This window comes from Dickeya ananatis, from assembly GCF_019464615.1.
Taxonomy (GTDB): domain Bacteria; phylum Pseudomonadota; class Gammaproteobacteria; order Enterobacterales; family Enterobacteriaceae; genus Dickeya; species Dickeya oryzae.
In genome coordinates, this window is the sequence record NZ_CP040816.1 from 1,545,291 (window position 1) to 1,562,484 (window position 17,194).

The 17,194-nt window shown below is 51.3% G+C and carries 18 protein-coding genes and 1 pseudogene; 4 read left to right on the forward strand and 15 right to left on the reverse strand.

Annotated elements, in window-relative coordinates; all coding sequences use genetic code 11:
- The first annotated feature begins 162 nt into the window (after positions 1-162).
- The gene (locus FGI04_RS06705) at positions 163-1,518 is read left to right on the forward strand and encodes an esterase-like activity of phytase family protein (RefSeq protein WP_434964883.1); all 1,356 of its coding nucleotides are present in this window, start codon (positions 163-165) and stop codon (positions 1,516-1,518) included.
- A gap of 153 nt (positions 1,519-1,671) precedes the next feature.
- Positions 1,672-3,018 (forward strand): MFS transporter, encoded by a 1,347-nt coding sequence (locus FGI04_RS06710; protein WP_342701040.1) that lies wholly within the window; start codon positions 1,672-1,674, stop codon positions 3,016-3,018.
- Between the two features lie 88 nt (positions 3,019-3,106).
- Here the strand turns inward: FGI04_RS06710 and smrA are convergent, their stop codons facing one another.
- From smrA to FGI04_RS06785, 15 genes and pseudogenes are all read right to left on the reverse strand, one after another.
- On the reverse strand, positions 3,107-3,673 hold the full coding sequence (smrA, locus tag FGI04_RS06715; RefSeq protein ID WP_407273345.1) for a DNA endonuclease SmrA: 567 nt from the start codon (positions 3,671-3,673) through the stop codon (positions 3,107-3,109).
- Between the two features lie 143 nt (positions 3,674-3,816).
- Positions 3,817-4,992, reverse strand: a complete 1,176-nt coding sequence (locus FGI04_RS06720) for a phage tail-collar fiber domain-containing protein (protein ID WP_407339924.1) — start codon at positions 4,990-4,992, stop codon at positions 3,817-3,819.
- A 229-nt stretch (positions 4,993-5,221) separates the two neighbouring features.
- Positions 5,222-5,833 carry a phage tail protein I gene (locus FGI04_RS06725; protein WP_019846003.1) on the reverse strand — a complete coding sequence of 204 codons (612 nt, stop codon included), beginning with the start codon at positions 5,831-5,833 and terminating at the stop codon, positions 5,222-5,224.
- Positions 5,826-6,734 (reverse strand): baseplate assembly protein, encoded by a 909-nt coding sequence (locus FGI04_RS06730; protein ID WP_342701037.1) that lies wholly within the window; start codon positions 6,732-6,734, stop codon positions 5,826-5,828. The genes FGI04_RS06725 and FGI04_RS06730 overlap by 8 nt, the downstream gene beginning before the upstream one ends.
- Positions 6,735-6,738: 4 nt before the next feature.
- A complete protein-coding gene (locus FGI04_RS06735; RefSeq protein ID WP_342701036.1) occupies positions 6,739-7,089 on the reverse strand; it encodes a GPW/gp25 family protein in 351 nt (116 codons plus the stop codon).
- A complete protein-coding gene (locus tag FGI04_RS06740; protein ID WP_023639486.1) occupies positions 7,086-7,727 on the reverse strand; it encodes a phage baseplate assembly protein V in 642 nt (213 codons plus the stop codon). Before FGI04_RS06740 ends, FGI04_RS06735 begins: the two co-directional genes overlap by 4 nt.
- 339 nt (positions 7,728-8,066) lie before the next feature.
- Positions 8,067-8,528, reverse strand: coding sequence for a phage tail protein (locus tag FGI04_RS06745; RefSeq protein ID WP_407273347.1), 462 nt, complete (start codon positions 8,526-8,528; stop codon positions 8,067-8,069).
- A gap of 42 nt (positions 8,529-8,570) precedes the next feature.
- Positions 8,571-8,774 (reverse strand): tail protein X, encoded by a 204-nt coding sequence (locus FGI04_RS06750; RefSeq protein WP_012884479.1) that lies wholly within the window; start codon positions 8,772-8,774, stop codon positions 8,571-8,573.
- Between the two features lie 498 nt (positions 8,775-9,272).
- Positions 9,273-9,494: a hypothetical protein gene (locus tag FGI04_RS06755; protein ID WP_153507910.1), complete on the reverse strand. Its 222-nt coding sequence runs from the start codon at positions 9,492-9,494 to the stop codon at positions 9,273-9,275.
- A gap of 63 nt (positions 9,495-9,557) precedes the next feature.
- A complete protein-coding gene (locus tag FGI04_RS06760) occupies positions 9,558-11,681 on the reverse strand; it encodes a replication endonuclease (protein ID WP_407336472.1) in 2,124 nt (707 codons plus the stop codon).
- Positions 11,678-11,815, reverse strand: coding sequence for a hypothetical protein (locus tag FGI04_RS06765; protein ID WP_407337421.1), 138 nt, complete (start codon positions 11,813-11,815; stop codon positions 11,678-11,680). Before FGI04_RS06765 ends, FGI04_RS06760 begins: the two co-directional genes overlap by 4 nt.
- Positions 11,778-11,998, reverse strand: a pseudogene (locus FGI04_RS06770) (TraR/DksA family transcriptional regulator). The gene FGI04_RS06765 and the pseudogene FGI04_RS06770 overlap by 38 nt, the downstream one beginning before the upstream one ends.
- Entirely contained in the window at positions 11,998-12,213 is a 216-nt protein-coding gene (locus FGI04_RS06775; protein ID WP_016942386.1) for a DUF2732 family protein, read from the reverse strand. Before FGI04_RS06775 ends, FGI04_RS06770 begins: the two are co-directional and overlap by 1 nt.
- Positions 12,214-12,335: 122 nt before the next feature.
- Entirely contained in the window at positions 12,336-12,848 is a 513-nt protein-coding gene (gene repB, locus FGI04_RS06780; protein WP_016942385.1) for a phage replication protein B, read from the reverse strand.
- Positions 12,845-13,327, reverse strand: a complete 483-nt coding sequence (locus FGI04_RS06785) for a hypothetical protein (RefSeq protein WP_407336473.1) — start codon at positions 13,325-13,327, stop codon at positions 12,845-12,847. Before FGI04_RS06785 ends, repB begins: the two co-directional genes overlap by 4 nt.
- Before the next feature lie 124 nt (positions 13,328-13,451).
- Between FGI04_RS06785 and FGI04_RS06790 the strand changes: the two genes are divergently transcribed.
- Positions 13,452-14,294, forward strand: coding sequence for a phage repressor protein CI (locus tag FGI04_RS06790; RefSeq protein ID WP_342701295.1), 843 nt, complete (start codon positions 13,452-13,454; stop codon positions 14,292-14,294).
- A gap of 843 nt (positions 14,295-15,137) precedes the next feature.
- Positions 15,138-17,156 carry a methyl-accepting chemotaxis protein gene (locus FGI04_RS06795; RefSeq protein WP_407336475.1) on the forward strand — a complete coding sequence of 673 codons (2,019 nt, stop codon included), beginning with the start codon at positions 15,138-15,140 and terminating at the stop codon, positions 17,154-17,156.
- Positions 17,157-17,194: the final 38 nt, after the last annotated feature.

The window sequence follows — 17,194 nt, forward strand, 5'->3', positions numbered from 1 at the left end:
ACTTGCCGTATAGACTCCATCAGTTAGACCCTATCAGTACGCGATTACGCGGTGAGGAAACTCACCGCGTTTTCTAAAGTAATCGGCTATGGGGATTGTCATACAAGCGTCGTATTACCGTCTTAGTGTAATCTCGCCACTTCTCTATCACGGGATTCAACTATGCGCTTTGGCTTACCTCTTCTCCCTATGATGCTGTTAACCCATGCAGTCTACGCTGCCGACATTCAAACCGACCAATACCAGATTACCTTTCCTGATAATGATCGGGTGAGTTATCACGGCAAATGGCAAGCGCGTTTCCCCAATGGTTTTCCAATGGGGGTCGGTTCCGGGTTGTCATTCATCAGGCGGGAGGGGGACAAACTGATATTTGCTACCGTCACTGATCGTGGGCCAAATGCAGATGCACCGGAATATCAGGGGAGAGAGGCGAAAATATTTGCTGCTCCTGATTTTACCCCTGCGATTATGACTATTACCGTGGATGCTAAAAGCGCACAAGCCACGGCGCTACATCCATTGCATGATGAATCGGGCCCCGCCAGCGGTTTGCCATTACCAGGCACTTTGATCGGCACAACCAATGAAGTAGCCCTCAATGATGTGCTGCAAACGCTGCCAAACGATCGTCGGGGATTAGATACTGAAGGGATTACACCTGATGGTCTGGGAGGATTTTGGATCTCGGATGAGTACGGCCCATTTCTTATCCAGACTGATACCCAGGGTAAAATCCTGAAAAAAGTGGGGCCAACCCCGTTAAACGATGAACAAGGGATCGCCAGTGGTCTCCCTAACATTCTTAAATGGCGACAACCTAACCGGGGCTTTGAAGGTATCACCCGAATGCCTGATGGGCGCATTCTTGCGGCGGTACAAAGTACATTGAATATCGATGGGAAAACGCAAAATAAAGCGCTATTCACCCGCCTGGTCAGTTTTGATCCCGCAACAGGTAAAACAGCGATGCATGGTTATCCGCTGGATGCCGAAAGATGGAAGAAAACAGGCGATGCCAAAATTGGTGACATGGTCGCGCTAAACGATCATGAAGTGTTGGTGATTGAGCAAGGGGCGGATAGAGAGCAGGTCATGCGCAACCTGATTTATCGTGTAGATCTCCGCGGAGCCAGTGACTTAACCCCGTTGGATACGACACAGCCCCCAGAGTGGAACGATGCCGAAACACTGACAACACGCGGTATTGTACTGGCGAAAAAACAGCAATTGGTCGATTTACGCCAGTTAGGCTGGAAACCGGAAAAAGCGGAAGGGCTAGCGTTGATTGATACCAGCACGCTGGCGGTAACCAATGACAACGATTTTGGTTTACAGTCTGTGCTGATCAATCCTGCCAACGGTGTAAAGAAAATAGGCAAATATCAGGTCGGGTTTGATGGCAAACTGTCGCTAAACGGCCAGCCGGTCAATACCCAACTGGAGCTGGAGCCACTGCCTAAAGATGAGGCAACCAGCCAACTGTGGATTATTCATCTTCCCCAGCCACTCCAGTAAAATCAGGCAGCTTGCCGGGCAGCGTTTCTCCTAAAGGAGCGCTGCTTTTTCATTGTTACACAAAATTTTCTCAGCATCGTATTTCCCTATCGGAAATAATTGTTTACAGTGTAAGCCATTGTGAACATTTTGCGGTATTGTTGGAGAAAAAGCGTGACAGGTTCCACCGCGATTGACGTACGCCAGCTGATTAACCAGCGTCCGCTTGGCGCTTACCAGAAACTGATCGTTCTCCTGTGTTTTTGCATTATTGCGCTTGATGGTATGGATATCGCCATCATGGGGTTTATTGCCCCTTCACTGAAAACGGCGTGGGGAATTGGTAATGCAGAATTAGCCGTGGTTATCAGCGCGGCATTGATTGGTCTGGCAGTGGGTGCCATGGTGTCTGGCCCGTTGGCAGACTGGCGTGGGCGTAAAACTATCATTATCGCCAGTGTGTTTCTGTTCGGTCTATGGACATTACTGACAGCATTTTCCGAAAACGTGCAGCACATGGTCATTTTCCGCTTTTTGACCGGGTTAGGTCTGGGAGCAGCGATGCCAAATGTAGGTACGCTAGTCTCAGAATTTGCTCCAGAGAAAAAACGCTCCTTCATCATTACCGTGGTTTTTTGCGGTTTTAGTTTCGGTGCCGCCAGTGGTGGATTTGCGGCCTCATGGATGATTCCGCAGTGGGGCTGGCATTCTGTCTTGCTGCTGGGGGGGATTTTGCCACTGTTACTGATGCCGTTCCTGCTGTTAAAGCTACCCGAGTCGGTACGCTTTCTGGTTAGCAAGCGAGCAGACTCACGACAGATACATCACATTGTGGATAAGATAGCCCCCGGCGTGACCCAGGCCGATAGCCTGTTTGCCATACCGATAGCGGAAAAACCACCGGCGTTTGCCGTGAGACTGGTGCTGTCCCGCTCTTATCGTTTCGGCAGTATTATGTTGTGGGGCGGCTATTTCTTTGGCCTGTTCATGGTGTATTTGCTGGGAAGCTGGTTGCCAACCGTTATTAAAGAGGCTGGCATGAGCGTGACCGAAGCGACCGTCATCACGGCGCTCTATCAGGCCGGCGGTACATTCGGTTCGCTATTTGCCGGCTGGCTGATGGACCGGGTTAATCCACATCTGGCGCTGGGTGTGATTTATGCCGTCGGTGGTGTTGCCACAGCAATGATTGGGGTCACTCATGCTTATTTCGTGCTCCTGGCTGTGGTGGCTTTCAGCAGCGGTTTTTGCCTTAACGGTGCCAATACCGGCATGAATGCGCTTTCGGCGCGTTATTATCCGACTGAGGCCCGAGCTACCGGTTCAGGCTGGATGCATGGCATTGGGCGCATGGGAGCCATAATGAGTGCGTTTGCGGGTGCGCAAGTTGTCAGTATGGGGTGGGGATTGAGCGCTATGTTCACTATTCTTGCCATTCCGGCGTTACTGACATCACTAATGATCTTCGCCAAGGGGCAATTCGGCCATAGTCGCCCCCCCATCGCAGAATTGAGTTATTAGCGTTGAGCTATTTTAGTTTAGCGTTGAACAATTAATGCATTAACGCCCGGTCAGCCGGGCGTTTTTGTTATCAGATAAGCCACATTCGTCACCGGCTACGTTTAGCATGCCTCTCGCGGTTATCCTGTCGGGCCTGCTCTGATTTTCTCAGCGACACATAACAGGCACCAGTACCACCATGAAATGGCTGAGCAACACAGCATGCCTGCACCGCATCAAACTGCTGCAACCAACGAAACAGGTAGTTACGCACCACGTTGGCATGCGACTTATCATGGCGACTTTTACCATGAATGATCAGCAGATTGCGCAAATTCTCCTGCTGTGCCCGTAACATGAACACGAACAGATTCTGTCGACAGGTTTCGATGGGCTGTCGCAACAAGTTCAGGCTGGCATCCAGCGCATATTTTCCCTGACGTAATTTGTCCACCACCCCTTGCTGGATGCCTTCTCTTTTGAATTCCAATGGAGTGTCACACGAAACCAGATCCAAAAATCCAGTAATCAGGAAATTATCCAGCTCGGGTTCTTGCACACAATGAGACGTCACATTCGGGAGGGAGGACTTCAGGTGAACGACGGTTGAGGACGGTTTCAGCGGTTTGACATCGTCCATGGCGTTAAGGAATAGGGCTTTTTCGTCAGGAGTCATCGTGTCACTCGCAATAATCTACTTAACTACGCCCCTACTATAACCAGAGCGCCATCAAATATCACCCAGTAAGCATAAACGCGGCGAGTTTCCTCACCGCGTAGTAGCACTTTGACCTCTATGGGACCTATACAACTAGATAATCAGGCAGCCCTTACTATATAGCTAAAGGCGATATTGCGGGGCCGGTTTTCGTTGGCTGTCGGCACTACTCTGGAAGCATCGAACGCAAAGTCATCGTTCATTTGTCCAACAACTGCCGATGCTGGTGCTATTGAATTTCGGGAACCGGTATCATAAAACGCACCAGTGTAAGCATCAAATCCAACATAAACACCACTTACAAACCCGGTGATGTTTCTAATCGCATCGCCCTGTAGCGAAAGTATGCTTCTGTTGCTATCCACCCCGCGCCCATCATCCCAGCCACGAATAAATTCGCCGCGCAAATCCGGTAGTACGCCACCGGGGTAGACCTGCGCCAGTTTCGGGAAGGCGTTTTTGTCGAAAGCCTGACCGTTGCATTTGAGCCAGCCAGCAGGCGGCGTCGCCTGTGGCCAGGGCAACGGAATGCCAACAATATCGGCGATTTTCAGTGTGTCGCTTAAACCCAGGTTTGCGAGAAAAGCCGATTTATCGGCGATATCGGCACCGTTTTGCTCTTTGAGCAAGGCGGTGTTTTTGACAAATGCGGTGGTGGCCAGTTGGGTAGAGTTTGTGCTTTTGTCCGCAGTCGGGGCACTTGGCACGCCAGTCAGCGCAGGGCTGTTGAGCGGTGCGTACTGTGGGTGAGGGTTGGCGGCGGTGATATGCGCGTTGAGCTGGCTATCGGCGTATGCTTTCACCTCAATCGCTTTATCGTCGACGTATTGTCGTGTTGCCAGCACGACCGCCGGGTCGATTTTCAGGGTGATGGCGTCAGCGCTATTCACAATCAGGATCATGCGGACGGTTTGCACCCGGCCTGAACCTTCTTGCAACTGCGGTTTATAGGTGTCGGCGCAGTTTGCTACGGCAATCAGGTCGCCGTCGCTGTCATACAGGCCGATTTCGCGAATCCACCAGCCGCCTTCATTTTCAGGAATAACCTGCTCGGCAATGATTTGGTTAGTGTTTTGGGGATCGACACTCAGTGCATTGAGTGGCGCACGACGTTTTTCGTTGACCAACTTGGTTTGGGCCGGCGTTGGGGTTGGCAGGCTGCCGCCGCCATCGCCCACGGCCATTTGCGTGATAGCCAGATGGCTACCCAACGCGGTGGCGTTGGCCAACTTCGCCGCGCCGATATTCGTCAGTAAAGCAAAGTATTTTGTACTCATGCAGATTACTCATACGGTTAACAAGGTAGGATGCCGTAGTGGCATCGGGGATGCTGGGGTGCTGACTGGTGATAACCAGCCGGCTGAACCCCGGCTGTGATTGCGTCACGGTAGTATGCGAGAGTGTCTGCCAGGCCGCATCTGGTGGGTGTTGGCGCAAGGCGCAGACAACATCGGGGAGGGGGACATAAAAAAAGCCAGCGCAGGCTGGCTTGGCGAGGAGCGTGGATTAACCGCCGACGTTCAGGTCGTCAATCAGATGAATCGCACCACCGGTGAATTCTTCGCCCGAAATACTGATGGTTTCTGGGAAGTAGGGGTAGATGGTTAACTCGTCACCGCTGTAAGAGCTGGCGCCCAGCGAGACGGTACCTTGCGTGTCCAGATTGATATTCAGCCCTAACATCTGACGGCTGACGGGTTTGGCATCGGCAATCAGGCGTTCCAGCTCCTGAAAGGACTCCTCTGTAATGCCCGATTCCTGGATGCCGATATCCAGCCGGAAGGTGCCGGGAACGTCGCCAGTTTGCCACCACTCTTTGATGCGAATCAGGTATCCCAGCGGTTCAACCACCCGGCGCAGTGCGCCGATAGTGCCCTTATGCCGATGGATAAAAAACGCATCTTTGATGACTTTTCGTTTGACGGCTTCCGACCAGCTTTCATCCCAGCGATCAACCGACCATGTCCAGGCCAGATAGGGCAACAGCTCGACCGGGCAGGTGTCGGGATTCCAGATCTGGCGCAGGGGAATCGGCACGTTTTCCACACTGGCGCCGGTCGTCGCGACCGCATGCTCCAGTGTGGATGAACCGGGGGGAAGCAGGGGGCTTTTATTCATCCGTGCCCCCCAATATCAGGGTGTAGCCAGTGCAATGCGACGCCTGGGTATCATCCAGTACGATATCAGCGGCCGGACTGGCTAACTCTACCCGCTGAACGCCTTCCACATGCAATGCCGCGTAAATGGCCGATCGGCGGATGTCGCGTCCCAAGCGGTGCTGGGTGGTGACGTAACTCTGTAGCTTCTTCTCGGCAGCCGCACGTATCGGTTCGGCTTCTGGTCCGGGGTACAAATACAGCGTGGCATTGATGTCGTAAGGAACAATCACCGCCGATTTGACGGTGACCCGATCTGCCACCGGCCTGACATCTTCGGCGTTGAGTGCGGCGTTAACGGTGGCGATGAGCGCGTCACTGGCGGTACCGTCATTTTCCCGAGACAGGACCGATACCAGTACCTCGGCAGGGCCAGGACTGATAACCGAAATGTCGGCGACCTGGCCGCTGGCGCTGCGTCCATGAAACTGGTATGCGCCGATGGAGCCCGCCACACTCAGGCCTTCATAAGCCTGTTGGATACGCAGGCGAAAATCGGTATCAGACTCCATCACTGCGGCGGTCGGGGGAACAGTGCTCGCATCGGCCGGGGTGATCACCAGTCGCGATACGTTAACGTTAGCACCCAACTGATCCAGATCGTTGCCACGGGAAAACGCCAGCATCCCAGCCTGAGCGGCTTCATTGATGCGTTGTCGTAACAGGAGTTCGCGATAGGCGTTTTCCTGCAGCAGTTTTACCAACGGCTCTGACTCTAGGGTCAGGGTACGAGCAATGGCGGCACGTTCATCGTCACTGTAAAGCGATAACAGCGTTTCCTTGCGCGAGGCGTACAGGGTTTCATAATCCAGCGTTTCCACGACGCTTGGGGCGGGTAACTGACTTAAATCGATAATGGGCATGATCTCAGCTCACAGGAATGGTTAACGAAAGGGATGTGCTGTTGCCGGACAACGAGCCGGAAATATCCACAATCAACTGGCCGTCGTAGTGGCTTTCCATTGAGATGGACGTCAGCGTCAGGCGGGGTTCCCACTTCAACAGCGCGACATAGCAGGCTGCCTGAACCTGTAGCTTCAGGGCGGGTGTCTGCGGTTGGTCGATAAGCGTGGACAGCAGCGAGCCATAATCGCGCCGCATGACCCGGCTGCCTTGCGGGGTGGTTAGAATATCGCGCACGCTCTGGCGCAAATGTTCCAGATCGCTCAGGCTTACGCCAGTGTTGCGATTCATGCCGGTGTACGATGCGCTGGTCATAAAGGTCCTCCTGTAGTGCCGCCGCCACTTTGTACGCCGCCGTGTTGATGGGTATGGACCACCACACCATTGGAGGAGAAACTGCCCCCTGAATGGGTGACGCTGCCTGTGATGCTGCCGCCTTGCTGTACTTCGATGGTCTGAGTAATCAGCTTATGCGTACAGACGACTTCCGGAGTATCCAGCGTGATGCGTTCGCTGGCGTTGATGGTGACGTTTTTTGTGGTAACGGACACGGATTCTGCCGCAACGACAGTGGCGGTTTTGATGCCGGTGACGGTCAGTGCGCCGTTCGCTGGTTCATATTCCATCACGGCACCATCGGGAAAACGGATGTGGCAGGCATCCGCAGAAACCGATGGTGCAGGGTGGTTATCGCTATAAATACCCGGTACGACAAAAGCTGTGTTGAGTTCGCCTCCTATAGCAAGTATGAGTACCTGTTCACCCACCGACGGTGCCCACCATTCGCGGGAACTCCCCGCGCGACGGGACAGCCAATGGAGCCATCCGGTGACCATGCCACCGGTCTGCACACGACAGCGTGCCTGTTGGGTATCAACTTCAGTAACGACGCCGATACGAATCAGGTTACGCAGCGCACGCTGGATTTCGGAGAGATATTCGTATGTATTCATGGTGGGAAGCATGCGTCTTCCCGGTGAATGAGACAATTGTCCACGGTTGTGTGGCTACGGATACCACCGGTAGTTGCATTATTTGTTGAGAGGTAAACGCTAAATAATATGTCGCGAGTTATTGGCGAATAACCTGGCATGAGAGATTAGGGGAAATGAATACGAAAAAAGTGCGGATAGAGTGATGATGACAAATTGGAGATAAATAAAATAATAAGAGAGTAATATCAGGAATCACTCTATGACAGAGGGAGAATATCTGAGGCAGGAATGAGGTAATAGTGAAAAAACAGGCCGCTTTCACAACGGCCTTTATGGGGATAGTGTTATTTCAAACGATCAGTTGCCTTTCCATTGACTGATCAATTCCCCAGCAATATAGAGTGCGATGGGTCGGCTAACCGGTTCAGGCGGAGTGGGTTCCGGTTCGTAATTGACCTGCACTGTCTGGTTTAGTTCGCTGACGCGATTACGTTCTGTCAGGTTAAGGCGAATAGACAGCGTACTGGTATTATCAGCATTATTATCAATGGTGAAACTAATACCTTTATTGCGAATGCTTTCCCGCGTCAGTAAATCGGGCTGGTTTTGGCGAACCCAAAGTAACAGCGTGACGAAAAGTGTATCGGGGTTATCAGCGAAATTATTCAGCGTCAGCAGCAGCTGATAACGGTATTCGAATGACAGAGAGGGTTCCTGCAACGCAGCAATTTCACCTTCCTGGATCCGAAACTGTAATGCATTACTCAATGACGGTAATGCTGTGGTCAGTGCAAGTCTGAGGCTTTGCGGTTTTTGCATAGTAAGGTTCCTGGTGTGGCGGCGATCGTCAGCGTAGGCTGATTATTCCCAAATATTGATACTTTCCTGAGAACTGGACACGCTGATATCGGGCAGGGTAACGGCAGTGCCGTGTGGCAGAATGGGGCCAAGATCTGCCAGTCCCGGGTTGGATTGCATGACGGTTTCAACTACGCCCTGCGTACGGCCGTAATAGCGGTAACAGAGCGCATCCAGCGAGTCGTCCTGATGAGCGTAGACTTTCATGTGATACCTTTGAGTGCAGATAAAATAAGGCCGAATAAAACAGGCTGTTTCTGATTCGTTATCCTCCCGAGGATCAGCCTCAACTGCAATGCAGGCGCGGTGTGGTGCTGATAGCACAACAACATATAAGCGCGTTGTTATGTCATTCGAATGATTAAAAGGGAGGATGGGGCGATATGACAGAACCTATCCCACCAGGCTATTTCCTCCATTATCGCGCCAGTTGGGATAGGCTCTTAATTCTACCTTGCTGTATAAAACGAAAAAAATATTACCAACGAACAGGTCTGCACTGAGTCAGTTATTATAATTCATGCCAAAACGTATATTCCGGGTTTAATCGGATTGGCCGTTATTATCAAACGGTCTGGATACGAAAAAAGATGCTGCTGTGTATAAGTCTGGCGCATTGGCCACAGAGAAAATCCATTAATTTGCCGTGCCTCTGGTTAAATAACCAGGAGTTTCATGCCGGTCGTTATTATCCATCGCAATCCCTCACAACGATTGTTGCTCTAACCATGCCTTTAGCCGTTGCCCATCACCACTGCTCTTCAGAAATTGCTGATAATCACTATGTGGGAGCTCGCCGTGAGATAAGTCGGCGATTAGCGACATGGCAATTTTCATTTCTTCAGGATTGCATTGTGATATCAAAGACATATCGGCAATTAATCGAATCCTTGACAAGGTCAGCTCTCTGCTTTCAGTCTGTTCCACGGTACCTCTTCCATTGTGAGACTGTATTTATATACAGTACTTTATTCAGTAATATTCGTCAACTCATAAGTGCAGGACCTGTATGTCCATGATGCGCTTTCCATCAACGGCGGATATAGCTTTATTCCTAATTTCATCAATCAGTTGCCCGTCAACGCTGACCCTGGCGCCGCGAGCCAGTGCTTCCCGTTCCCAGCGTGAAAGGTGAATGCCTTGTTGTCTTAACCGGGGGCCTAATGACGCCAGTTTGTCACGCTGGAAATTGGTTAATCGTGCTGAAGGAACACGAGGAATATCACGGTATGACGATGGGAGTGAGGCCGGTGAAATTACCCCCCCACAGTTATTGACAGAACTCCAAGGGAGAGCAGACCGATGCCTATCGGTTTCGTCGTGGTGAGTGGTACGGTTTTTAGCCACGATTCGCCATTCATCTGGCCGGGTGGGGAAGACGCGTTCACTGCCGCACTGGACAGAAAAAATGCCGACGGTACGCACGATCGTTTCATCATAAGCGTTTAGTCGTTCGCTGGCGGCTCTGGCGACGCGAACCGACTGGCATTTTCGGGCCACGTTGGCCCCCCCTTGCGCTTCAATATAGGCAGCAAAGTCGCCGTGGTCGGCGGCATGTCTCACTCGTTCAGCTTGCTCCCCCAATGAGCCTGCCAGAGAGCGGCTGCGAATGCGTCGGCATTCCCGATAGGCACCGACGGTAGGCAGGCCAATAAAATGAAACTGGGGGATACGCCACAGCGATGCCCATGCAGAAGCGGCGGCCGCCATATCTTTCAATGGCTTTCCCGTTTCATTGTCTGTTTCATCGTCCAATGCGTAGCCGTCGATATTTTTGGCAATGTATTTGGCAACATAGGCCGTTGCTCCGCCTTTGTTGATGTGTTTGCAGTCAAACAAGCGTTGCATTGCGCCGCTGTTTTCCTGTTGTAACACATAACGCCGTAGGACATCGACGATAGACTGACGCTGCGCGCGCTCGCAATACAACATTAGGTGCCAGTGTGGCGTACCATCATGATGCGGTTCGACGACCCGCAGACCGTAAACGGATAATTTGCGGTCTTTGAGTGCAGTACGAATTTTGCTCCACAGCTTGACCAAATAATGTTGAGTCATTTTGGGAGATGGGCAATCCGGCATCCATCCAGTGTTAGGCAATACCTGGTCGTGATTACGGGTACGGGTTGGATGGTAATGCCCTGGGGCCGTTAGCGTTACCAGCATACCGATGTGTTGATGAGCCGTGGCATAACGTTCAATGCCTGCCAGCATCGCCATCAGTTCCATACGGCGAATACTGGGGTTAGCGATACTGGACATGACTTTATCGATCAGATCCACACGCTCACCGCTGCGGGTGTTTTCCAGATCCCGACTTTTCAGGAAATCCAGCGTCGCCAGTCGGCGGTAGTGACTCTCCTGCCAGGCCTGACGGCTGAGAAAGGGCGATGCCGCCCGGCTGACTTCGCCGCTGGCAATCCACAACGCTTCACGCCAACGGGTGCGCTGGATTTTTAACTGGCGCTCCCACCAGCGCGGGGTCACCAGCCGCATGATACCGGCGCAGGCTTGTTCTAGCGTGAGCGTTCCACTCTGGTGGCGATGCCAGTACGCCGGGGTTACGTTCAGTGCCTGTGCCAGCGTCGCCAATTGACCATAGAGACGGGTTTGTATCTCGTCACTGAATAGCGGCATGTGATGATTGCCACTACACGCCTGCAAGTACTGATCGCAACGCGCGTTGTAGGCATCATTCATGTGACCGGCGATACGGCTGGCAAATGCAGACAGCACCCGATCTGGCATGTCCGGCAGTTGGTAGTATTGTTCCGCCTCACTGATGAAGCGCGAAGAACGGCGAGTGTTCATCCGGTAACGGGAGTTAACGGCGTCGATTCGGGGCCACAGCCGACGATGAACCACCGCTAACAGGTAGTTAAACGCGGCCTGTAGCCCCTGATGTTGCTTGAGATACTCGAAGCGTCGCCGAAAGTGATCAGCGAGGAAACGCGGTAACAGCGCCAGTTGATACAAGACTGCCTGCCCTTGTCGCAGTGTATCTGAAGACAGCGTACTGGATTCGGGCAGAATAGCCGTACGAGGGGCATTCCAGGCGTATGCCCAGCGTTGTTCCCCGTTATCGACACTTTTTTCGCTGTTGTCAGACGTCATAACCAGCCCGCGTGTTGTTTACCCAATGCGTGTTTGCCGGATGATCGGCACAAATCACCGTATCGCTCCCGGTCTGTCAGTTCGTAGATGTTGTCATCAGGACAGCGGCCGGTAATGGCGTAGTCGCTGTTCACGGATTTCCTGACAGGATACGCAGCACACCACACCGGGAATCGCCAGCCGACGAGCCTCGGGAATCGGCGCATCACAATCTTCACAGACTAATGCCGATGGGATGACGGGCGCGGTGCGTGCGCAATTTGTGCATCCAGCAGTAACGCTTGCTGCTCCTGAGAGATGTCCATACTGTCTGCCATCAGTGCGCCTCCCACAGCTGGTGCCGGATGTTTTCTGCTTCCTGTTGCAATAGCGCTACCAGCTCCTGTGCGGATAAATGCTCCTGACAGGCGTGTTGCGCCAGATTATCCAGATGCTCGCTGTAGCGATGAGCAAGGTCGGTACGCCAGCTATCCTGCGGGCGGCTACCCGGTGGGATGAAGCTTGTGCAGTGTCTTTTTTGGTTATTTTTCATACATTCTCCTGATAATAAGCCGCAACAAGTCCTGCCAGCCAAAATGGCGGCTTGTCTGGCGGCGGTTGAGTTAACGGCGGTGGTTTTCTGATGAAATCAGCCGTTAGCGATAAAAACGGGTGTTAGCGAAAATAATGTTCGGGTTTGATACTGGACAGAATGTCGGGGGCATCGCTAAACAGGCTGTGTAATTCACCGGCAGCGCGAACCAGTGCATCTGTCCATTGGCAATCTGGCTCATCGATACGCCGCAAAGGGTGGTTGAATTCCCGCGCTGTAAGCCCAGCGTGAAAAAACAGTGTGCGGCGCTCGCTAAGGTGTAAGCGGGTGACTAATGGCAATACGTCACTTCTTTCCTTAATCTCCGACCCGCCAAATGCGTTGCGTAGTTCATTCAACGCGCTGACAACCCGTTCTCTTGCCATTTCATCCATCTCATCAAGCAGGTAGACACACCAGCGTTGGTGCAAGGCAGCATGAAAACACAGCGTGCGCCGATAGCGTTCCGAAAGTCGTTGGTAAAACAGGCATGTCTGTTCCCAGCGCGAATCAGCAAAATGTTTTCCAAGCAGCGCCCGCAAATTTGGCGGCAGAGCCTGCAGGTGATTGGCAGTAAAGGCATAATGCGGCTTCATGATGACGCTCGCTGACTATCACGGTCGTTTGGCCGGTTGCTGAACTGGGGATGGTGGTACTGAACTTTAGTAGAGTTCGAATTTCCGAATTTCATGGTAAAGTCATTAGTATCATTCACAGCGTTCAAATGGTATTGCCCATTTGGCAGCAGCTGTAACGTTGCAACAAGTGAAAATGCGTCCGATTTCCAGTCAGGAGTGAACGGCGTTTTTGCATTTGCAAAATAACAGGAACTGGGGAGATCGATTGCGGTGCAGTCTGTATTCCCGGTAGCAGGTGGATAGCGCCAGAGATCAGCCATTGCCGATACCGTTTGCATCGTGTTGTGCAAGCAGGTGAAAGTCGCCGTTACCTGAGCAGGCATAAAATGAGGTATTCGATAATCTATGGCTGCCGGTGTTGCGATGACACAAAAAGCACTCACTGACGTAGGATTTTCCTCAGAAATGAGCGATAGAATTGAAATCTCGTTCGACATAAAGCAATATCTCCCCCAGGCCAGGGTGTTCTATGGTGTTACATGTGCTATGTCGACACTATAAAACACGTAACGTGTATATGTAAATACTCGTGAGGTGTTTTTGAATACAAATAGTGATGCCGTGTCTGCGGCCTCCGTGCTTGAGCGCATCATGTCAAGCTATGGAGTAAAGACTCAGAAGGAACTGAGCGAGGTAACTGAAATACCTACCAATACAATCAGTAACTGGGTTCAGCGAGGGAACGTGCCGGGTAACATTATTCTTAAATGTGCGCTAGATACTGGAGCCGATGCAGGATGGCTGGTAACTGGCGAGTTTGCAAATGCGAATGTTTTTGCTCATAAATCACCGCTGAAAGGTAAGGCGCTTTATGAGCAAATCCTATCATCGGGTGGTAAGGCGGTACTGCGTCGTATGCTTGATGCCTATGGCTTTAGTACGCAAAAAGAGTTGGGTGACTTACTGGGCATTGCGCCCGGGACGATCAGTACCTGGATTCGGCGAGATTTCTTTCCTGGGGATGTCGTCGTAACCTGTGCGCTGGATACCGGGGTGTCACTGGCGTGGCTGGCGACCGGTAAAGGATCGCCGCAACAGCATGATACGCCGGTGAGCCGTCATGATGACGCGGGTATTACCCTGATTCCACGCAACGTACTGAAAACGGGTAAATTGCAGGAGGCAGGGGAGTGGAAAGCTGACCCGCAATGTATTCCTGCTGGCTTGCATGCACCGTTGCTGGTGGAGGGGAGCACCGCTTCCTGGCTGGTGGATACCGGTATTACCAGTATCAGTAATGGACGTTGGTTGCTGGACATTGACGGTAAAAACGATATCTATGATGTAGCCCTGTTGCCGGGGCGCAAAATGCAGGTTGAAGGCGGCGGTTTGCAATTCCAGTGTGGGGTCGACGAGGTCACTCCCCGTGGGGTGGTGGTGCTGACGTTAACGCCCAGTCTCTAAAATCAACATCAACACATATAGCGTGCCGAGGTGCGCTGTATGTGTTCTCTCTTAGTCATTATCCTCGTGAATCTGTCGTTGTAACGCAGGTTTCTGCGGCTGTCAGTCATGCATGCTCAAGGAGCGTCCGGTTATCGTGACGGTATTACGGTTGGCAATGCGTTTGCTGTCTTATTGAAGTCTATATACCCGTCATACTTCAAGTTGCTGCAGGTGCGTTGGCTTCCCTCGCTCACCCCGGTCACTTACTTGAGTAAGCTCCTGGGGATTCACTCGGTTGCCGCCTTCCTGCAACTCAAATTATTTAGGGTATATTACGTGAATAACCACGCGACCATAAAAAATCGCCATCAAATAGATATCATCCAATTAACATTGTAATTACATTGACTCCTGTGATTGCCTCGATGGCGTGAGGGCACAATTATAGCTGATTATTATTATGTTGCTTTTTTATTTTCCACATTATTGTTCGCACTCATTTTTAGAATAAAGATTTATTTATTCTACATGGTTATGATTTATTAGATATTTAATTGAAAAAAGATGAGTTGTGATAGTTGTCTACTTATTGGGTGTTATTAGGTGTTTTTATTAAACTACTCTTTATACAGGTCGATAATTTTTGAGGTGGAGTGTGTGGCCATAAAACCTGGATGGTAGAGAATCTCTGTGAGTAGTTAATCGCTAAATTATTACATGACGTTGTTTTTATCCGTTATCGTTGCTATGTGCTATGCCTTATGTGTTTGGAGTGCAGGTGAATCAATATGTTTACAGTATGGTGATGGCAGAAATAATACGCTGGTAATCAGATTACGATAATCATAAACAGGTGATGCTATGAGTATTCTGGGTGAAAAATACGATAATCTTAAAGTGGGAACCCGGCTGTCGTTAGGGTTTGGCTTAGTGCTGTTATTATCACTGGTGGTATTGATATCCGGCCTCGTCGGGTTTCGTACCATCGATGATAGTAATACTAAGGTTCAGGTGACGAATGATCTTAATGCTACATTGGCACAAGCTCGCGTCTTGCGTACGCAATTCCAGTTCACGCACGATTACAGTGTGATTGAGAAAAATGGGGTGCTGGTTAATAAGATGGGCGATATCCTCGCTCAGGCTAAAAATTTGAACTGGGATAAGAATACCTTTGATGATGTTGAACGTATCGATCAGGATTTGAAAGCCTATAGTGCTACGCGAGAAGCGTTTATTGCCACCAGTAAAAAGCGTGATACCGCAGGATTGGCAATCAGTCAGGACGACAGTGAAAAAGTACTGGAAACGTTCCAGAGCCAGTGGCAGCAGGTAACCGGGCTTCCTTCTGATACCCAGTTGGTGCTGTATCAACTGGGTGAACGCATGTCGGATATTCGTGATGTAGCCCATGATTTGTTGCTGGCACCGTCTGATAATACGTTGGCGGTGACGCTGAAGAGTATTGATACGGCGGAAAAAGCCATTAAAGAAAAAGCCGGGCAATTGCCAGCAGCGATACAAGGCAGTCTGAAAACTGCCTGGGATTATTTTCTGGTGTATCGTCAATCTGCAGGAGCATATCTGGCAGCATTTCAGGATGAAACCCGCGCCAGTCAGGCAATGACGGCATCCGCGGATAAATTGAATAAAGATGTGTCTGCCCTGTTTAGTCAGCAACTGACTAACTCGACTCAAACCACCCGTTCATCGGAATTGAAAATGATGGTGACCGGGTTGGCGGTGGTGTTGCTTGGCATCATCATGGCATGGCGTATTTCGGTGCAGATTGTGATGCCACTTAAGCAGGGGCTGTCGGTGGCTGAGCGCATCGCCGATGGTGATCTCTCGTCATCGGTTAGTTCTTCACGCCGTGATGAGCTAGGCATGTTGATCACCGCCATGGCGAACATGAATGACAAATTACGCACTATGATTCGGGATATTCGCGAAGGCGTCGGGAATGTGGCGTCGGCGTCGGCGGAGATCGCGGCCGGTAATACAGACCTGTCGTCCCGCACGGAGCAGCAGTCGGCAGCCGTCGTGGAAACCGCCGCCAGTATGGAACAGCTGACCTCAACGGTAAAACAGAACTCGGAAAACGCGCATCACGCCTCACAACTGGCCTCAGAAGCCTCACAAAATGCCATCAAAGGCGGTGAGATAGTCAGTAACGTGGTGAAAACCATGAATGATATTTCAAGCAGTTCTAAACGCATTTCCGAAATTACCTCGGTTATCAATAGTATTGCATTCCAGACCAACATTCTGGCGCTGAATGCGGCGGTTGAAGCGGCAAGAGCGGGCGAACAAGGGCGTGGTTTTGCTGTCGTCGCCAGTGAGGTACGTAATCTGGCTCAGCGCAGCTCGCAGGCAGCAAAAGAAATTGAAGGGCTGATTCAGGAATCGGTATCGCGGGTGAATACCGGTTCAGAGCTGGTGGATGATGCAGGCAAAACCATGCAGGATATCGTCCGCTCTATTACCCATGTGTTTGACATCATGGGAGAAATTGCCTCGGCATCCGATGAGCAAAGTCGCGGGATTAGCCAAATCGCCCAGGCAGTGACTGAACTGGATAGCACCACACAGCAAAACGCCGCGTTGGTGGAAGAGTCGTCCTCGGCGGCTAATGCGCTGGAAGAACAGTCACAGTTGCTGATGCAGGCGGTATCGGCGTTTCATTTAGGTGACGATTCCCATACGCACCACCATACCCATACTTCCGGTGCAGCAGCCAATCATCAGGCGCTATTGTTGGGTAAACCGTCGTCCGGTAAATCGAGCCAGTCAGGGCGCAAACACACAGCGAAGATGGATCAGTCGTCGTCTGGTAGTGCTAAACACCATTCTGACAAAGATGAGTGGGTGAAGTTTTGATAAGTGAGTGAGAGTCTGTCCATAACAGTCGGTCTTTA